The following is a 16,511-nucleotide window of genomic DNA, read 5'->3' as shown; positions in this document are numbered from 1 at the left end:
GTGATTCCCAAGGACGGAGATCGGGGCGGGGCGTTCCCACGTGATACGGAACGCGAACGCCCCCATCATCGCCGGAACCGGCTCGATTCGCACGCCTTGCGCGGCCGGACCGGCCCGGTTTTTTTCACGGGCCGGGGGTGTGGGATCAGGACGGCCAGGCGCGGAGGATCACGGTCGCGGGGCCTTCGAAGCGGATCGAAGGGGCCGGGCCGTCGAGATCGACGGTCGGGGCCCGGCCGTCGGGGAGGAAGGGGCGGTCGTCGGTGGTCAGCACCAACTGGCAACGATCGAGGGCCAATCCTTCCAGTCCCGAGAGGCCGTCGAGCGACACCTCGGCCGACTTCCCCAGATGGAAGCAGACGAGGAGCGACGGGCCTTCGATCGCGTCGCGGCGGAGGAGCAAGGTTTGCTCCGAAACGGGGACGGCGCGGGCCGAGTGCATCTGCCCGTTCCGCAGGGCGGGTTCCGAGCGTCGGAGGTTCGTCAGGGATCGGAACAGGCGGAGGGTCGAGGCGTGGGGCTCGCGGCCAAGCTCGGACCAGTCGAGCTTGCTGGCGGTGAAGGTCGATTCGGCCTGTGGGTCGGGGATGCGGTCGCGGGCCGTCGGGTCGGCGAAGGCGGCGAAGTGGCGGAATTCCTCGCGCCGGCCTTCGGTGACGGATCGGCCGAGGTCCTCGGTGTGGTCGGTGAAGAACTGGAAGGGGGCCGAGGCGGCCCATTCCTGCCCCTGGAAGAGCATCGGCGTCTCGGGGACGCAGAGGAGCAAGGCGGACGAGGCGCGATAGGCGGCGGGGTCGCAGGAGTGGTGGAGGCGGTCGCCCATCGCCCGGTTGCCGATCTGGTCGTGGTTCTGGGTGCAGACGACCATGCGGGCGGGGGGGATGCCGGTCGGGTCGGTGCCGCGGTGCTCGTCGCGATTGACCGAGTGCTGGCCCGTGAAGAGCCAGCCGTTGTTGATGCAGGTGGCCAGCTCGTCCATGCTGCCGGTGAAGTCGCGGTAATAGCCTTCGCATTCGTTGCAGAGGGCGACGCGGACGATGTGGTGGAAGTCGTCGGCCCAGACGCCGTCGAGGCCCCACCCCCCCTGCCCTTCGGGGCGGATCATCGGGGCGAGGTTGCGGTGGTCCTCGGCCACGATCACGACCTCGCGGTCGGCGACCGACTGGCGGACCCGGGCGCCCAGGTCGGCCAGGAACGGCCGGTCGCTGTCGTCGATAATCGCGTGGGTGGCGTCGAGCCGGAGGCCGTCGAAGCGGTATTCGTGGATCCAGTGCAGCGCGTTCTCGATGAAGAATTGCCGGACGAGCGTGTTGTGAGGGCCGTCGAAGTTGAGGCTCTGGCCCCACGGGTTCTTGTGCGTTTCGGAGAAGACGTAGGAACTGAAGGCGGGGGGATAACAACCGTCGGGGCCGAAGTGGTTGTAGACGACGTCGAGCAGGACGGCGAGGCCGAGGCGGTGGGCCTCGTTGACGAGTTGCCGGAGGTCATCGGGCGACCCGTAGCAGCGGGCCGGGGCGTACAGGGCGGCGCCGTCGTATCCCCAGTTGCGGTTGCCGGGGAAGTCGGCCACGGGCATCAGCTCGACGGCGGTGACGCCGAGGTCCCGCAGATAGGGTAGGCGATCCAGGACACCGCGGAAGGTCCCCTCCGGCGAGAAGGTGCCGACGTGCAGCTCGTAGACGATCAGGTCGTCGAGGGTGATGCCGCCCCAGCCGCGATCGGTCCAGCGGAAATGGTCGGGGTCGACGACCTGAGACGGGCCGTGGACCCCTTCGGGCTGGGACCGGGAGGCGGGGTCGGGGAAGGTCCCGGTGCTGATCCGGTAGCGGTAGCGGGCGCCGACGCCGACGCCGGGCACGAGCGCGCCGAAGGTGCCGTCGGCGAACCGCTCCAGGGGTTCCTCGCGGGGGGAGTCGCCCTCGATGACCAGGGTCACCGCCTCTTCCTTCGGAGCCCAGACGCGAAAGCGGACCCCATCGGCTTCGGGCCAGGCCCCGATCGAGGGGCGCCAGTGCGAGACGGGAGTCTTCGATCGAGGCTCGTCGGACATCGATTTCCCTTTTTTCGGATGGGCGATGGGGGATGATGGGCGGTTTCTGGCCCTTAACCTACAGGGGTTCGCCTCGGTCTCGCAATCGGGGACGGAGTTGCTGTCCCATCGAGGACGAGGAGGCGACCGCCCTTGGCGAGCGGGCACCGGGGGGCATACGATGCCTGGCATCGTTCCGCACCCCGCGTGCCGAACGTCCGTCAATCGACCCGACGCCGGAGGAGATCCGACCCGATGACCTGGCACGCGACCACCATCCTGACCGTCCGACGCGGGGATCGCGTCGCCCTGGGGGGCGACGGCCAGGTGACCCTGGGCAACCAGATCATGAAGGCCGACGCCGCGAAGGTGCGGCGATTGCTCGACGGCCGGGTGCTCGTCGGCTTCGCCGGCAGCGCGGCCGACGGCTTCGCCCTGCTCGAACGGTTCGAGGCGAAGCTGAAGGACTATCCCAACAACGTGCCACGCGCGGCGATCGAGCTGGCCAAGCAATGGCGGACCGACCGGGCCCTGCGGCGGCTGGAGGCCCTCTTGATCGTGGCCGACGAGCGGCACAGCCTGCTGTTGAGCGGCTCGGGGGACGTGATCCAGCCGACCGACGGGATCTTGTGCGCCGGGTCGGGGGGGGCGTATGCCCTGGCCGCGGCCCGGGCGTTGGTGGCTCATACCGATCTTTCGCCGGGGGAGATTGTGCGGGAATCGCTCAAAATCGCCGCCGGGATCGACATCTACACGAACGAGAGCCTCACGGTCGAGGAACTCCCGGGATCTTGAGCGTGTGTGAGGAATCGGCACGCACCCCTTCCCTGTCTCTGGATCATCGGAGGTCCCCTCGATGAGCGACGACTTGACCCCCCGCCAGATTGTGAGCGAGCTGGACCGCGACATCGTCGGCCAGCACGACGCGAAGCGGGCCGTGGCCCTGGCCCTGCGCAACCGCTGGAGGCGTCGGCAGCTGGACGAGGAGATCCGCCGGCAGGTGACGCCGAAGAACATCCTGCTCATCGGCCCGACCGGCGTGGGGAAGACGGAGATCGCCCGGCGGCTGGCACAACTGGTCGGTGCGCCGTTCGTGAAGATCGAGGCGACGAAGTTCACCGAGGTCGGCTACTATGGCCGAGACGTCGAGAGCATGGTCCGCGAGCTGGTCGAGGCGAGCATCCTGCTGGTCAAGGCCGGGGAGCGGCATCGGGTCGAGGCGGAAGCCCGGGAGCGGGCCGAGGCGAAGCTGCTCGACCTGCTCCTGCCCGACGTGCCGGCCCCCCCGCGAGGGGCCTGGTCCGCGACCCCGGCCGGCGAGGTGGACGAGGCCGCCGAGCGTCGGAAACGGACCCGGGAGAAGATGAAGGCCAGGCTCGCCGCCGGGGAGATGGAGGACGCCGAGGTCGAGATCGTCATCCCGGGTCGGTCGATGGCGCCGGTGTCCATCCTGGGGGCGGGCAATACCGAGCAGATGGAGATGGACCTGCAAGGGATGTTCGAGAAGCTCATGCCCAAGCCGAGTCATACGCGGCGGATGGCGGTGCGAGACGCCCGGCCGCTCCTGATCGAGCAGGAGGCCGAGGCACTGCTCGACCCGGAGAAGATCAACCGGGCGGCCGTGGCCCTGGCCGAGGAGTCGGGGATCATCTTCCTCGATGAGATCGACAAGATCGCGGGCGACGAAGGGTCGAGCCGGGGGCCGGACGTGTCTCGCCAGGGGGTGCAGCGCGACCTCTTGCCGATCGTCGAGGGGACGACCGTGACGACCAAGTACGGCCCCGTCCGGACCGATTTCGTGCTGTTCGTCGCCGCCGGGGCCTTCCACCGCGCGAAGCCGTCTGACCTGATGCCGGAGCTGCAAGGCCGCTTCCCGATCCGGGTCGAGCTGAACGACCTGACGCAGGAGGACTTCGGCCGGATCCTCCGGGAGCCGCGCGCGTCGCTCGTCCGGCAGTATCAGGCCTTGCTCGGCACCGAGGGCCTGAAGCTCGAATTTACCGAGGATGCCATCGACGCGATGGCCGAGATCGCCTTCGCCGTGAACCGATCGACGCAGAACATCGGGGCCAGGCGGCTGCACACGATCCTGGAGCGGGTGGTCGAGGAGATCAGCTTCGATGCCCCCGATCGCAGAGGGAAGCGCGAGGTGATCGACGCGGACCGGGTGCGGTCGGTGCTGGCCCCCTTGACCGAGGACGAGGATTTGAGCCGCTACATCCTTTGAGATGAAGATGGAACGCCCTCAGACCGACTCGCCCGCGAGCCAGCCGCTGCTCCAGGCGGCCTGGAAGTTGTAGCCGCCGATCCGGCCGTCGAGGTCGAGGACCTCGCCGATGAGGTGGAAACCCGGCCGGAGTCGGCTTTCGAGGGTGGCGGGATCGACCTCGTCGAGCGAAACCCCGCCGCTGGTGACCTCGGCCTTGGCGAAGCCGAGCGTCCCGGCGATCGGCAGGCGGAGGGACTTGAGCCCGGCGAGCAGGCGGCGGCGCTCGTCCCGGGAGAGTTCGGGGCCGATCCGGTCGTCGGGCACGGCGCAGGCCCGCATGAGGGCGGTCGTCAGGCGGCGGGGAAGCTCGTCCGGGAGCAGGTTGGCGACGAGTCGGCGGCCGGATCGGGCGCCCGCCTGGAGCTGGGCGTCGAGGGCGTCGAGGCGAAGCTCGGGGAGGAGGTCGAGTTCGAGCGTCAGCGGGCCCGGCCCGTCGAACCGGGCGACCGGGCCGCTGACGTCGAGGATGGCCGGGCCGGTCAGGCCGAAGTGGGCGAAGAGGACGGCCTCGCGACGGTCGGCCAGCTTCGGGCCGCCGGGGTCGAGGACCCGTGCGAGGGCGTCGGGGACGGTGATCCCCTTCAGGTCGCGGACCCAGTCGGCATCGATGCGGAGCGGGACCAGGGCCGGTCTCGGCGGGCGAATCGTATGCCCGAATGCCTGGGAAATCCCGTAGCCGTCTCCCGAGGTGCCGCAACCGGGATACGACTGGCCGCCGACGGCGAGGATGACGCGGCGGGTGCGGAGGGGGCCGTCGGGCAGGTGGACGAGGAAGGCGTCTCCCTCGGCCTCGACCGACTGGACGGGGCATTGGGTGCGCAGCTCCGCCCCGCTGCGGGCGAGGCGTCGGACGAGGGCGTCGAGCACGTCGATCGCCTTGTCGGAGACGGGGAAGACCTTGCCGTTGCCTTCGATCTTGGTGGCGACCCCTTCGCCTTCGAACAGGCGGACGGTCTGCTCGACGCTGAGCGCCTTCAGGGCGGGCGCGAGGAAGCGGCCGTTGGGGCCGAAGGCGTCCATGATGCTCCGGGCGCCGCGGGCCTCCTTCGGGTTGAAGGCGGGGTCGATCGGTCCGGAGATGACCGAGCGGTCTTTCAGGCCCCGGGCGTTGGTGATGTTGCAGCGGGTGCCGCCGGACATGAGGATCTTGACGCCGGGGCGGCGGTTCTTCTCGAGCACCACGACGCGGCGGCCCCGCTCGGCGGCGCGGAAGCCGGCGAAGAGGCCGGCGGCGCCGGCGCCGAGGATGGCAACATCGAAGTCGGGATCGCTCACGGAAGGGGCCTCGGTCGCGGGGGTCGGATTCGCGTTGCATTATAGCGAATCGCACCCCGCGCCGGGCCGAATTGGAGCGGGCCGACGGAGGCGGGTCAAAGCACGGTGAAGTAGTTGCCGGCGGCGAAGTCGAAGTACTCGGGCTTGAGTTCCAGGGGAAGCTCGTTGTAGATGCAGTAGTTGCGGATCTGGAGCAAGAGGTCGCGGGGCTGGCAGCAGCGGAAGGGGCGATTGACCCGCGTGTAGTGCTGGGCGATGAGGTAGTCGACGGCCTCCTCGTTAATCGTCTCGAAGCCGAGCTTCGGGGCGAAGATGGCGATCATCTTGCGGAACATGTCCTCGGTCGGGTCGGCGGCGTTGATCTTGTAGGGGATGCGGCGGAGGAAGGCCTCGTCGACGAGATCCTTCGGTTCGAGGTTCGTCGAGAACAGGATCAGCTCGTCGAACGGCACCTGGATCTGCTTGCCGTTGGGCAGGCGCAGGAAGTCGTAGCGCTTCTCGAGGGGGACGATCCAGCGGTTGAGCAGCTCGATGGGTGCCATGCGCTGGCGGCCGAAGTCGTCGATGAGGAAGGTGCCGTTGTTGGCCTTCATCTGCAAGGGGGCCTCGCAGATCTTGTTGTCCTTGTCGTAGTAGATTTCGAGGGCCTCCATCGTCAGCTCGCCGCCGGCGACGATGGTGGGGCGGCGGATCTCGACCCAGCGGTCATCCTGGTCGTCCTGGCGGAGGATGCCGCCGCGCCGGGCTTCGAGCGGCTCGTGATTGGTCGGGTCGAAGAGCTTCAGGATCTGGCCCTCGACGAGGATCGTCCGGGGGATCCAGACGGTCGTGCCGAAGCACCGGGTGATCCGCTCGGCGATGCTCGTCTTGCCGTTGCCGGGGTATCCGTAGAGGAACATCCCCTTGCCCGAGTTGATCGCGGGGCCGAGGACCTTGAACATCGACTCGGAGATCAGGAGGTCGGAGAAGGCGCGGCGGAGGTCGGCCTCCTTCGGGTGTTCGGTGGCGATGGTCTGGGCCGCGACCGATTCGAGGTAATCGGCGAACGGGACCGGCGCGGTGCCGACATAGGCACACTCTTCCATGTAGCCCCGGGCCCGGGATCGGCCGGCGTCGGTGAGCGAGAAGTAGTAGTCGTTGGCGGCGGCGGTGTCGGTGTAGGTGACGATCTGGTTGGCCTTCAGGCCGCGGAGGAACTCGGGGAAGGGCCCGAAGGGCAGGCCCAGCTCGTCGGCGATCCGACGCCCCGACGACACGCCGACCCCCAGCAGGAACTTCAGGACGAGCGACTCGACCATCGCGGGGTTCAGCCCGGCCGAGGCGAAGTCGGTGACGACCTTCGGCCGGAATCGGTCGCCGGCCGGGGACTCGAACGACGGGAGGGTACTGGGTCCGGCACTCATGAGGGGGTTCCTCCCAATCGAGGCGAGGGAGGAGCAACGACCGACTCCTCCTTGCGGGGTGTGCCGAGGCCGAACAGGGCGGCTCGGAGGGTTTCCCAGGGACACTCTTCTCGGAAGTAGAGCCCGATGTCGGTCGGGCATCCCATGACGAACCGGATCAGGCCGGGGCGGGAGACCCGGACGATCGTCCCCTCGATCCAGGCGTCCTGGCCGACGTCCTTCGGGCGGAACCAGATGGCCGACCGCGGCGGGGGCGAGAGCCGGACGCGAAGCCCCGCCCCGCCCTGGCTGATGTCGCGGAGGGCGGCGCTCACGAGGCGCCAGGTCCCTTCCTGCCACCAGCCGATCCAGCACTCGTTCCCGTTCGAGGCGTGGCGCACCCGCTGCCGACGGTCGGCCAGATTGTCGAACTGTTGATGATCGACCACGAAATCCGCGAAGTGTCGCAGCTTGGACATGGAGTGACCCAGGTGGGGATGGAAGGGGCGTCCGCACCCGTCGGACCCTCGCCCCGAGTCGTCCCCCGCGAAGGGGGGACGACTCGGGCCCGAAACGCCCGAAGCGCGGGCCGATTCCCTGCTGATCTCGCCGGGCACTCGGGTTCTCGGCAGAAACCTAGGTCGCGATCGGGACCGGGTCAACAGTCGTGGAGTGGTGGATTCCCGGGGCCGAGGCGGTCGGCGAGTTGGTCGAGGATGATCGGCCGGGCGCGGACCCGTAGCCGTCGGGACGCCGCGCCGGTCGGCTCGATCTCGACCCACCAGGTGCCCTCGGGGAGCCGGTCGGCGACGCGGTCGGCCCACTCGATCAGGCAGACCCCCGGCCCCCCGAATTCGTCGACGAGGCCCAGGGCGTCGAACTCGTCCGGGTCGTCGAGCCGGTAACTGTCGGCGTGGAAGACGGGGAAGCGGCCTTCGTATTCGTGGATCAGGACGAAGGTCGGGCTGGCGATGGCCCCCGGGTCGACCCCCAGCCCTTCGGCGATCGCGCGGCTGAGCCGGGTCTTGCCCGCGCCGAGGGGGCCGATCAGGCCGATGACCGTCCCGGGCGAGACGACCTCGGCGATGGCCCGGCCGAGGTGCTCGGTCTCGGCTTCCGAGGAGAGTTCGACGATCAGGGCATCCGCGTCGCGGTGCATCGGCATGAGGGGTTCACTCCTCGGAGGCGAGGTGATCGAAGCCCTTGAGCCGGATCGGCTCGATGCGGGAGTCGGGGCGTCGCAGCCTCAGGCCGGGTTCGGATTCGATGGTCCCGACCCGGGAGAGCGACACCCCGGCAGGCGGGGAGGCGAGCAGGCCCTCCGCGACCTCGGGGGCGACGACCAGGCAGAGCTCGAAATCCTCACCGTCGGCGAGGGCGTGGTCCAGGGGAGGACGGCCGGAGCGGAGGGCGAGGGCCCGGGCGTCGGGGTGCATCGGGACCGCGTCGGCGTCGATCGTCGCGCCGAGGCCGCCGCTTCGATCGAGGATATGGACGAGATCCGAGGCGAGGCCGTCGGAGAGGTCGATCAGGGCGTGCAAGGGGGCGCGTTTGATCAATTCGAGGGCCTCGGTGATTCTCGGCTCCGGGCGCAGGTGGCGGCCGAGCAGGCTGCCGCCGAGGGGGCCGGTGACGAGGACGGCGTCGCCGGGCCTGGCCCCGGACCGTCGGATCGGGCCGGGCGGGACCGCCTCTCCGGTGACGGTGACGCAGACCACCAGGGGGCCGTCCCAGGCGTTCGTGTCGCCCCCGGCGAGGCAGACGCCGAAGCGATCGGCCAGGGGGGCCATCCCGCTCATCAGACCTTCGGCAATCGACGGGGCGTCTTGGCGCGGGAGGGCCACCGAGACGAAGGCCGCGACGGGCCGGGCGGCCATCGCGGCGATGTCCGAGAGATTGACGGCCAGGCACTTGTAGCCGACCGCCTCGGGGCCGTGCTCGGACAGCGTGAAGTGGCGGCCGTCGAGCAGCATGTCGGTGGTGACGACGATGGGGGCGTCGTCTGCGGGCGGGCGGAGGATCGCGGCGTCGTCGCCGATGCCGAGGATGACCCCCGGATGACTTGAGGCACGTTCCTGGATCCGCCGAATGATCTCGAATTCGCCGATCGGTGCGTTGGGCATGGCTCAGGAGCCTCTCAAAGGGCGGCTTCGTCCGGCCAGGAATGCCCGGACGGCCTGCTCGGCCGATCGTTCGAGCAACGACGGGGCCTGTTCGAGGGCTTCGGCGAGGCTCATCGGCCGGTCGCAAAGACTGAAGTAGGCGGAGACGCCTTGATTCAGGAGCACCTCGGCCCCGGGCTGAATCCCGCCGGCGATGGCAAGGACCGGACAGCCGAACTCGGCCGCGGAGCGGGCCACGCCGGCAATCGTCTTGCCGTGTGCCGTCTGGGCGTCGAGCGAGCCTTCGGCGGTCAGGCAAAGGTCGGCACCCTTGAGGCGATCGGCGAGGCCGACGGTCTGGGCGATCAGATCGACGCCTCGCTGCAGGGTCCCCCCGGCGAAGGCGACCAGGCCGGCGCCGAGTCCGCCGGCGGCGCCGGCCCCGGGCAGGTCGGCGACCGATCGGCCGAGGTCGCGGGCGATGACCTCGGCAAGGCGGGCGAGGTTGCGGTCGAGCTGCCGGACCATCGCCGCGTCGGCCCCTTTCTGGGGACCGTAGACGGCCGAGGCGCCCTCGGGGCCGCAGAGGGGATTGGTCACGTCGCAGGCCACGGCCAGCTCGACGCGATCGAGGCGGGGGTCGCGGTCGGATGCGTCGATCCGATCCAGGCGACCGAGCGGGCCGCCCCCGGGGGGGAGTTCCCGGCCGTCGGCGTCGAGAAGACGGAAGCCGATCGCCCGGGCCATGCCCGAGCCGCCGTCGTTGGTCGCGCTGCCGCCGATCCCCAGGACGACACGATCGACACGGAGGTCGAGCGCGGCCCGGATCAGTTCGCCGGTGCCTCGGGTCGTCGACCGGGTCGGATCGCGCTCGGCTTCGGGGACGAGGACGAGGCCGGACGCGGCGGCCATCTCGATGAAGGCGGTGCGGCCGTCCCCCGAGAGGCCGAACCGGGCCTCGATGGCCTGCCCGAGCGGCCCGGTGACCGGAGCGGTGCGGAAGGTGCCTCGGGTGGCGGTGACGAGGGCCTCGACGGTCCCCTCGCCGCCGTCGGCCATCGGGATCTCGTCGAGGGCGGCCGAAGGGCACGCCCGGATCGCCCCGCGGGCGATGGCCCGGGAGGCCTCGACGGCCGTCAGGCTGCCTTTGAACTTATCGGGGGCGATGACGATGTCCATGGGAACGTCTCGGGGGTCGATCAGGCGTTCAACCATAGCCGATCGGCGGCGCCGCTCCAAGCAAAACGCCGAGCGGCGGGAGCTTGACAGGCTCCCGCCGCTCGGCGTTTCGGATAGCGGACGAAACCGGCGGTCGGCAATTACCGCAGGGTCGATCCCTCGGCCTGGGCCTGGTAGACCTCGCTCAGGCTGAGCGTCCCCTGGTGGAGGATGCTTTGGCGGACGATGTAGTACGGGACGGCCTGCGATCCCGAGGACTCGGCCTGCCGGAGAATGTAGAGGATGTTGTCGGGCCGGATCGTCTCGAGGTGGCGGTCGCCGACGTGCATGCCCACCAGGATGTCTCCCGGGCGGATCGCGGCGCGGTCGGCCAGGCCGCCGGGGAGGATTTCTCGGACGTAGAGGCCGCCTCGGAGCTTCGTCGAGGCGATCGCGACGTATTCTTCCGAGACGTGCTGGGTCTTCAGGCCGAGCAGACGCCAGAGCTGATCCTCGGCGCTGGGCGCGGCGGCCGGCTCACGGCTCGCCTGGGCCAGCGGCCGGAGCTTCATCGCCAGCTCCTGGCGGTTGCCTCCCCGCTCGACGACGAGGGCCGTGGGGGCGTTCTGGCCCGCGTCGAGCAGGGCCCGTTCCAGGTCGATCGGGTTCGTCACGGCGAGCTTGTTGACCTGGACGAGGCGATCGCCGGGCTTCAGGCCGGCTTCCTCGGCCGGGCTGCCGCCTTCGATCGTCGAGACGACGACCCGGCGGACCCCGTCGACGATCCGCTCGGCGGTGACGAGGCCGTGCCACGACCCGGCGATCCTCCGGGTGCTGAGCATCTCGGCCGCGACCGGCTTGACGTCGTCGATCGGCAGGGCGAAGCCGATGCCCTGGGCGCCGGCCCGGGTGGCGACGTTGATCCCGATCAGCTCGCCGTCGATGTTGATGAGCGGGCCCCCCGAGTTCCCGGGGTTGATCCCGGCGTCGGTCTGGATCAGGTTGCGGTAGATCTGGTCGTCGGCGAGGGTGACGTTCCGGCCGAGTGCGCTGATGATGCCGGTCGAGGTCGTATTCTCGTATCCGAAGGCGTTGCCGATGGTGATGACCGTCTCGCCGATCATCAGGTCGGCCGAGGTCCCGATGGTGATCGCCGGCAGCGACCGGCCGGCGTCGACCTTCAGGAGGGCCAGGTCCATCGACCGGTCTTCCTGGAGGACCCGGGCCGGATACGAGGAGCCGTCGGAGAGGTAGACGCGGATGTCCTGGACCTTGTCCACGACGTGCTGGTTGGTCAGGATGAAGCCGCGCTCGTCCAGGATGACCCCGGTCCCCATGCCGCTGACCAGCGGCCGGCGGTTTTCCTCGGGAGAGAAGGGCCATCGGCTATTCGAGGCCGCTCGCTTCTCGCTGGTGATGTTGACGACCGCCGGGAGCGACCGTTCGATCGCTTCGACCAGAGGCGTGCGACGGGAGGTCGAGCCCGCGGGGGCGGCCGACGCGTCCCAAGCCAACGCTCCGACCGTCGTCACCAACAGCCAGAACATCCAACGCCGCTTCATCCAGGGCAAGAGCACGTTGGTGGTCCTCTCTGGGGGTCTCAATGGGGGAATTCGCCGATCCGCTCACACGATCGGTCGTGATTGTTGCTAGAGATCGTCCCTGGTGAGGACCGGCTTTCGCCCCGGACGCGGCGGTTTCGAGCGGGCAACCCGAAGGCCCGTACGACCCGAACAACCGACCCCGGATTGGGGTTGATTCCCGGAATTCAGCACATTCGCCCGGCGCTCGGGGCCGTCCCGGCGCGGACCGAGGGACGACGCTCCCGAACCGATCGGCGCCCGGCCATGCGGCCCGGTGCGGGCGAGTCGGGCGGGGAGGCGAGGAGGAAAAGACCTCGCACGGGCTTTTCCCATCGCCCATAATGAACCGAGCACCCCCGGGTGTCGTAGAAGTTGGAACACCTGTCCGCCGGGACGTTGAGACCGGCCGGTTCGTGGGTTCTTCCTCCGCCACGTAAAAAACAAGGAAATCCAACCTTGCCTGCCACATCGATCGACATTTACGACGAAATCGAGGCCCTGAAGGCCGAGAAGGACGCGACGATCCTGGCGCACTACTACCAGGACGGCGAGATCCAGGAGCTGGCCGACTTCACCGGCGACAGCCTGAAGCTCGCCCGGGCCGCGACCACCGTCGACACGGGGACGATCGTCTTCTGCGGCGTCCACTTCATGGCCGAGACGGCCAAGATGCTGAACCCCGAGAAGCGTGTCCTGCTGCCCGACCTCCAGGCCGGTTGCAGCCTGGCCGATAGCTGCCCCGCCCCGCTGTTGAAGCGTCGGCAAGAGGCGCTTCGGGCCGCCGGGAGGCGTTTCCAGACGGTCACGTACATCAACAGTTCGGCGGCCGTGAAGGCCTTGTCGGACTGGATCGTCACCTCGGGCAACGCCGAGGAGATCGTCCGCAAGATCCCGGCAGACGTCGAGATCCTGTTCGCCCCCGACCGCCACCTGGGGTCGTACCTGGAGGAGGTCACCGGCCGGGAGATGATCCTCTGGGAGGGGGCGTGCATGGTGCACGAGGTCTTCAGCGTCGGGGATCTGCTGAAGATCAAGCGCCGGAAGCCCGAAGCGAAGACGATCGCCCACCCCGAGTGTCCGGTCAACATTCGGGAGCATGCCGATTATATCGGCGGGACCGAGGCCATGATCCGCTTCGTCGACGGCTTCGCCGGGCCGACCGAGTTCATCGTGGCGACCGAGGCCAACATGCTCTGGCAGCTGCAGCACGCCGTGCCGAGGCACACCTACCTGCCTGCCCCGGGCATCACCTGCGCGTGCAATCTCTGCCCGCACATGGCGCGGAATACATTGGAGAAGCTCCGCGACTGCCTGAGGGACGGCGAGCCGGAAATCCACTGGCAGCCGGAGTTCGAGCGGGCCGGCGAGGTGCTCCGCCGCAGCCTCCTGAAGTGACCGACCTTCGGGGGCATTGGGAGGATGCGAGGGCGCGGCCGAGCGGTTCGCCGGGGGCAGCCTCGGCCGCGACGCTCGGCCGGCTTATCGGCGCCGCTTCTCGGCCGAGGCCAGCCCCTTCGAGACCAGGTCGATGGCCTCGGCCGGCTTGAGATCCTCCAGGATGTCGAACATGACGGAGAGGACCCGACTGACGTCGGCGGCATTGATCTGGACCTTCGGCGTGTCGGCCCGGCGGGCGACCTCTTGATACAGTTCGGTAAGCTTCATCGGCGCGACTCCTCGTCGGTTCTGCGGGACGGGTTGAGATCTTCGAGACGACGTGATCGGGGCGTTGAGCGTTTCCGACCTGCTTGAACGATTCCATCGAAATCCATGGTCCTCGGGCCCCGGGCCCGAGGTTTTCGGGGGCTTGATTCCGGTTATGCCGGCCGGGGTGACGGTCCGGCTCGAAAACCCGGGAAAATGCCGCCTCCGGGCGTCGCAATCCGGGACCCCGCCCCGTTCCCGGTCCGTCCCGGGGGCGTCGGGGTGTCCCGGGAACGTGGGGGAGGATTGCGGTCATGGATCACACCGAGCCGAATCCGGGAGATGCCGGGCCGATCGAGGAGATCGAGGTCCGGGGCCATATCGTCGACTCGCTCCTGTTGCCCAAGATCCTCGACCGCATCCTCCAGATGGGCGGCACGTTCGAGATCCGGGAGTGCTCGATCGGCACCCGCCGGGTCGACCCGAGCCGGGCCGTCATCGCGGTCCGGGCCTCGACGACCGATCGGCTCGACGCGATCGTCGGCGACCTGATCGAGCACGGTGCCTGGCCGTTGCACCCCGAGGACGCCCGGGTTGAATCGGCCGATGTGGCCGGGGCGTTTCCCGAGGGCTTCTACAGCACGACGAACCAGCCGACGCAGGTCCGGCTCGGCGGGCGCTGGATCGACGTGGCCGACCAGGAGATGGATTGCGGGATCACCGTCGACGAGGGGGGGGCCGCCGCGCGATGCGTGGCGATGGCGGATGTCGCGCTCGGCATGCCGATCGTGGTCGGCTACGACGGCGTCCGCGTCCTGCCGATGGAACGGCCGAGGGAGTCGAGCCCCTTCGCCTTCATGAGTTCGAGCGTCTCCAGCGAGAAGCCGAAGGCCGTCAGCCTGCGGAGCGTGGCCGAGTCGATCCGGGAGACGAGGAGGCTCGGGAAGAAGGTCCTGCTGGTCGGCGGGCCGGCGATCGTCCACACGGGCTCCGGGGGGCACGTCGCGCGATTGATCCGGGACGGGTGGATCCAGACCCTCTTCGCCGGCAACGCCCTGGCGACCCACGACATCGAGCAGGCGTTCTTCAACACCAGCCTCGGCGTCGACCTGGAGCAAGGGGAGGCGATCGAGCACGGGCACGAGAACCACCTGAGGGCGATCAACACGATCCGACGGCTCGGCGGCATCCGCCGGGCGGTCGAGGCCGGCCGATTGACCTCGGGGATCATGTTCGAGTGCGTCGGGGCGGGGGTGGACGTGGTCCTCGCGGGGTCGATCCGGGACGACGGCCCCTTGCCCGACGTCATCACCGACACCCTCGACGCGCAGCGGGCGATGCGGGCCGCGAGCAAGGGGGTCGGCTTCGCCCTGCTCATCGCCTCGGCCCTGCACGGGATCGCCACCGGGAACCTCCTGCCGGCGTCGGTCCAGGTGGTCTGCGTCGACATCAATCCGGCGACCGTGACCAAGCTGGCGGACCGCGGGACGTTCCAGACGATCGGCATGGTGACCGACGTGGAGCCGTTCCTCCGGTCGCTCGCCCTGGAACTGACGGGGGCGTGAGGTGACGGCCGGCCGGCCGGCCGGTCGTTCGTTCGTCCCGCCCGGCTGCTCGATCGGGAGTGCTCGCCATGGCCTCGATGCGGCGGATCTTGATGTGTCGGCCCACCTATTTCAGGATCGCCTACGAGATCAACCCCTGGATGAACCGGCGGGTCGGGAGCGATCCGGGCGAGTCGGCGCGCCAGTGGCAAGCCTTGCACGACGCGTTGGTCGGCCTGGGGGTGACGGTCGAGTTGCTCGACCCCGTCGACGGGCTGCCGGACCTGGTCTTCACCGCGAACGCGGGCCTGGTATACCGTGACCTGTTCCTCAGCTCGCGATTCCGGTACGGCGAGCGGCAAGGCGAGACGCCGGTCTTCGACCGCTGGTTCGCCGAGCACGGATTCGAGGTCGAGCACACGCCCGACGAGCACCACTTCGAGGGGGCCGGCGACGCCCTCTTCTGCGGCGAGACCCTGTTCGCCGGCTACCGATTCCGCTCCGATGCCAGGACGATGCAATGGGTCGGCGACCGGATCGGCGTGGAAGTCCTGCCGCTGGAGCTGGTCGACCCGAGGTATTACCACCTCGACACCTGCTTCTGCCCGATCGCCCCGGACGCGGCCGTCTTTTTTCCTGGAGCGTTCGACGAGTATGGCCGATCGGTCCTCAGGGATCGGATCCGGACCCTGATCGAGGTGTCGGCCGAGGAGGCGTTCTCGTTCAGTTGCAACGCCGTGGTGGTGGGCCGCTCGGTGCTCCTGAACGAGGGGGCGCCGAAGCTGGCGAAGGCGCTGGAACGCCACGGGTACCGGACGATCCCCCTGACGCTGACCGAATTCATCAAGGCCGGGGGGAGCGCCAAGTGCCTGACCTTCCGGCTCGACGGCGAGGATGCCGCCCGGTGGCGATCGGCCGCGGATCGATCGGCGGCCGTCTGACACAACCGATCCGCGTGTGAGCAAACTTCCGAAAGGGCCTCCCCCCGTGCGACAGCTCTACGTCCTGCGCCATGGAATCGCCGTGGCTCATGGTACTCCCGGATACGAGGAAGACGAGCGGCCGTTGACCCCCAAGGGCCGGAAGCGATTGAAGGAGCAGATCCGGGGGTTCAAGGCCCTCGGGGTGTCGCCCGATCGGATTCTGAGCAGCCCGCTGCCCCGCGCCCGGGAGACGGCGGAGCTCGTGGCGGACGGGCTTGGCATCGAGGATCGCCTGGAACTGGTGCAACAACTCCGGCCGGCCGCGTCGTCGGCCTCGATCCGCCGGTGGCTGGACGTGCTGCCGGGCGACTCGGTGATGATCGTCGGCCACGACCCGGCGTTCTCCGAGCTGATCTCGGTCCTGCCGCTCGGCCCGGGGACGCCCCGGGTCACCGACCTGAAGAAGGGCGGGCTGGCCTGCTTCCAGGTCGACCAGGCCGGGCGATACGCGATGGAATGGCTGCTGACGCCCCGGGTCTTGCGACGCCTGAAGCCCTGACGGGGATGCTCGCGACGCGTCGCGGCGAGGGCGGTTGCGGGGG

The 16,511-nt window shown here is 69.3% G+C and carries 15 protein-coding genes; 6 read left to right on the top strand and 9 right to left on the bottom strand.

The features are described 5' to 3' along the window. Window positions 1-145: 145 nt before the first annotated feature. A complete protein-coding gene (treZ, locus tag AB1L88_RS06630; RefSeq protein ID WP_367095850.1) occupies window positions 146-2,050 on the bottom strand; it encodes a malto-oligosyltrehalose trehalohydrolase in 1,905 nt (634 codons plus the stop codon). A gap of 234 nt (window positions 2,051-2,284) precedes the next feature. Here treZ and hslV point away from each other — a divergent pair, with 234 nt between their 5' ends. Then, a complete protein-coding gene (gene hslV / locus AB1L88_RS06625; protein ID WP_367095849.1) occupies window positions 2,285-2,824 on the top strand; it encodes an ATP-dependent protease subunit HslV in 540 nt (179 codons plus the stop codon). A 61-nt stretch (window positions 2,825-2,885) separates the two neighbouring features. Then, entirely contained in the window at window positions 2,886-4,256 is a 1,371-nt protein-coding gene (gene hslU / locus AB1L88_RS06620) for an ATP-dependent protease ATPase subunit HslU (RefSeq protein ID WP_367095848.1), read from the top strand. 18 nt (window positions 4,257-4,274) lie between these two features. Here the strand turns inward: hslU and AB1L88_RS06615 are convergent, their stop codons facing one another. The 7 genes from AB1L88_RS06615 to AB1L88_RS06585 form a co-directional block, all read right to left on the bottom strand. Further along, entirely contained in the window at window positions 4,275-5,573 is a 1,299-nt protein-coding gene (locus AB1L88_RS06615) for an NAD(P)/FAD-dependent oxidoreductase (RefSeq protein ID WP_367095847.1), read from the bottom strand. 95 nt (window positions 5,574-5,668) lie between these two features. After that, window positions 5,669-6,976, bottom strand: a complete 1,308-nt coding sequence (locus AB1L88_RS06610; protein ID WP_367095846.1) for an AAA family ATPase — start codon at window positions 6,974-6,976, stop codon at window positions 5,669-5,671. Beyond that, window positions 6,973-7,434 carry a PilZ domain-containing protein gene (locus AB1L88_RS06605; protein ID WP_367095845.1) on the bottom strand — a complete coding sequence of 154 codons (462 nt, stop codon included), beginning with the start codon at window positions 7,432-7,434 and terminating at the stop codon, window positions 6,973-6,975. Before AB1L88_RS06605 ends, AB1L88_RS06610 begins: the two co-directional genes overlap by 4 nt. 179 nt (window positions 7,435-7,613) lie before the next feature. Further along, the gene (tsaE, locus tag AB1L88_RS06600) at window positions 7,614-8,120 is read right to left on the bottom strand and encodes a tRNA (adenosine(37)-N6)-threonylcarbamoyltransferase complex ATPase subunit type 1 TsaE (RefSeq protein ID WP_367095844.1); all 507 of its coding nucleotides are present in this window, start codon (window positions 8,118-8,120) and stop codon (window positions 7,614-7,616) included. A gap of 7 nt (window positions 8,121-8,127) precedes the next feature. Beyond that, window positions 8,128-9,078, bottom strand: a complete 951-nt coding sequence (locus AB1L88_RS06595; protein ID WP_367095843.1) for a thiamine-phosphate kinase — start codon at window positions 9,076-9,078, stop codon at window positions 8,128-8,130. A gap of 3 nt (window positions 9,079-9,081) precedes the next feature. Beyond that, window positions 9,082-10,236 (bottom strand): glycerate kinase, encoded by a 1,155-nt coding sequence (locus AB1L88_RS06590; protein WP_367095842.1) that lies wholly within the window; start codon window positions 10,234-10,236, stop codon window positions 9,082-9,084. Between the two features lie 140 nt (window positions 10,237-10,376). Further along, entirely contained in the window at window positions 10,377-11,792 is a 1,416-nt protein-coding gene (locus tag AB1L88_RS06585) for a trypsin-like peptidase domain-containing protein (RefSeq protein WP_367095841.1), read from the bottom strand. Window positions 11,793-12,254: 462 nt separating this feature from the next. On the opposite strand from AB1L88_RS06585, the gene nadA reads away from it, so the two are divergent. Then, entirely contained in the window at window positions 12,255-13,193 is a 939-nt protein-coding gene (nadA, locus tag AB1L88_RS06580) for a quinolinate synthase NadA (RefSeq protein WP_367095840.1), read from the top strand. Window positions 13,194-13,277: 84 nt separating this feature from the next. On the opposite strand, the gene AB1L88_RS06575 is transcribed toward nadA, so the two are convergent. Next, complete coding sequence (locus AB1L88_RS06575; RefSeq protein WP_367095839.1) at window positions 13,278-13,463, bottom strand: hypothetical protein; 186 nt, start codon at window positions 13,461-13,463, stop codon at window positions 13,278-13,280. A 293-nt stretch (window positions 13,464-13,756) separates the two neighbouring features. Here AB1L88_RS06575 and AB1L88_RS06570 point away from each other — a divergent pair, with 293 nt between their 5' ends. From AB1L88_RS06570 to sixA, 3 genes are all read left to right on the top strand, one after another. Then, complete coding sequence (locus tag AB1L88_RS06570) at window positions 13,757-15,007, top strand: TIGR00300 family protein (RefSeq protein ID WP_367095838.1); 1,251 nt, start codon at window positions 13,757-13,759, stop codon at window positions 15,005-15,007. A 68-nt stretch (window positions 15,008-15,075) separates the two neighbouring features. Continuing rightward, window positions 15,076-15,927, top strand: a complete 852-nt coding sequence (locus tag AB1L88_RS06565) for an arginine deiminase-related protein (RefSeq protein ID WP_367095837.1) — start codon at window positions 15,076-15,078, stop codon at window positions 15,925-15,927. A 16-nt stretch (window positions 15,928-15,943) separates the two neighbouring features. Then, a complete protein-coding gene (gene sixA, locus AB1L88_RS06560; RefSeq protein ID WP_367095836.1) occupies window positions 15,944-16,468 on the top strand; it encodes a phosphohistidine phosphatase SixA in 525 nt (174 codons plus the stop codon). The last annotated feature ends 43 nt before the right edge of the window (window positions 16,469-16,511 follow it).

This window comes from Tautonia sp. JC769, assembly GCF_040717455.1.
Classification (GTDB): Bacteria; Planctomycetota; Planctomycetia; order Isosphaerales; family Isosphaeraceae; genus Tautonia.
Note: the sequence above shows the minus strand (reverse complement) of the source record. Positions and strands in the feature narration are given on the sequence as shown.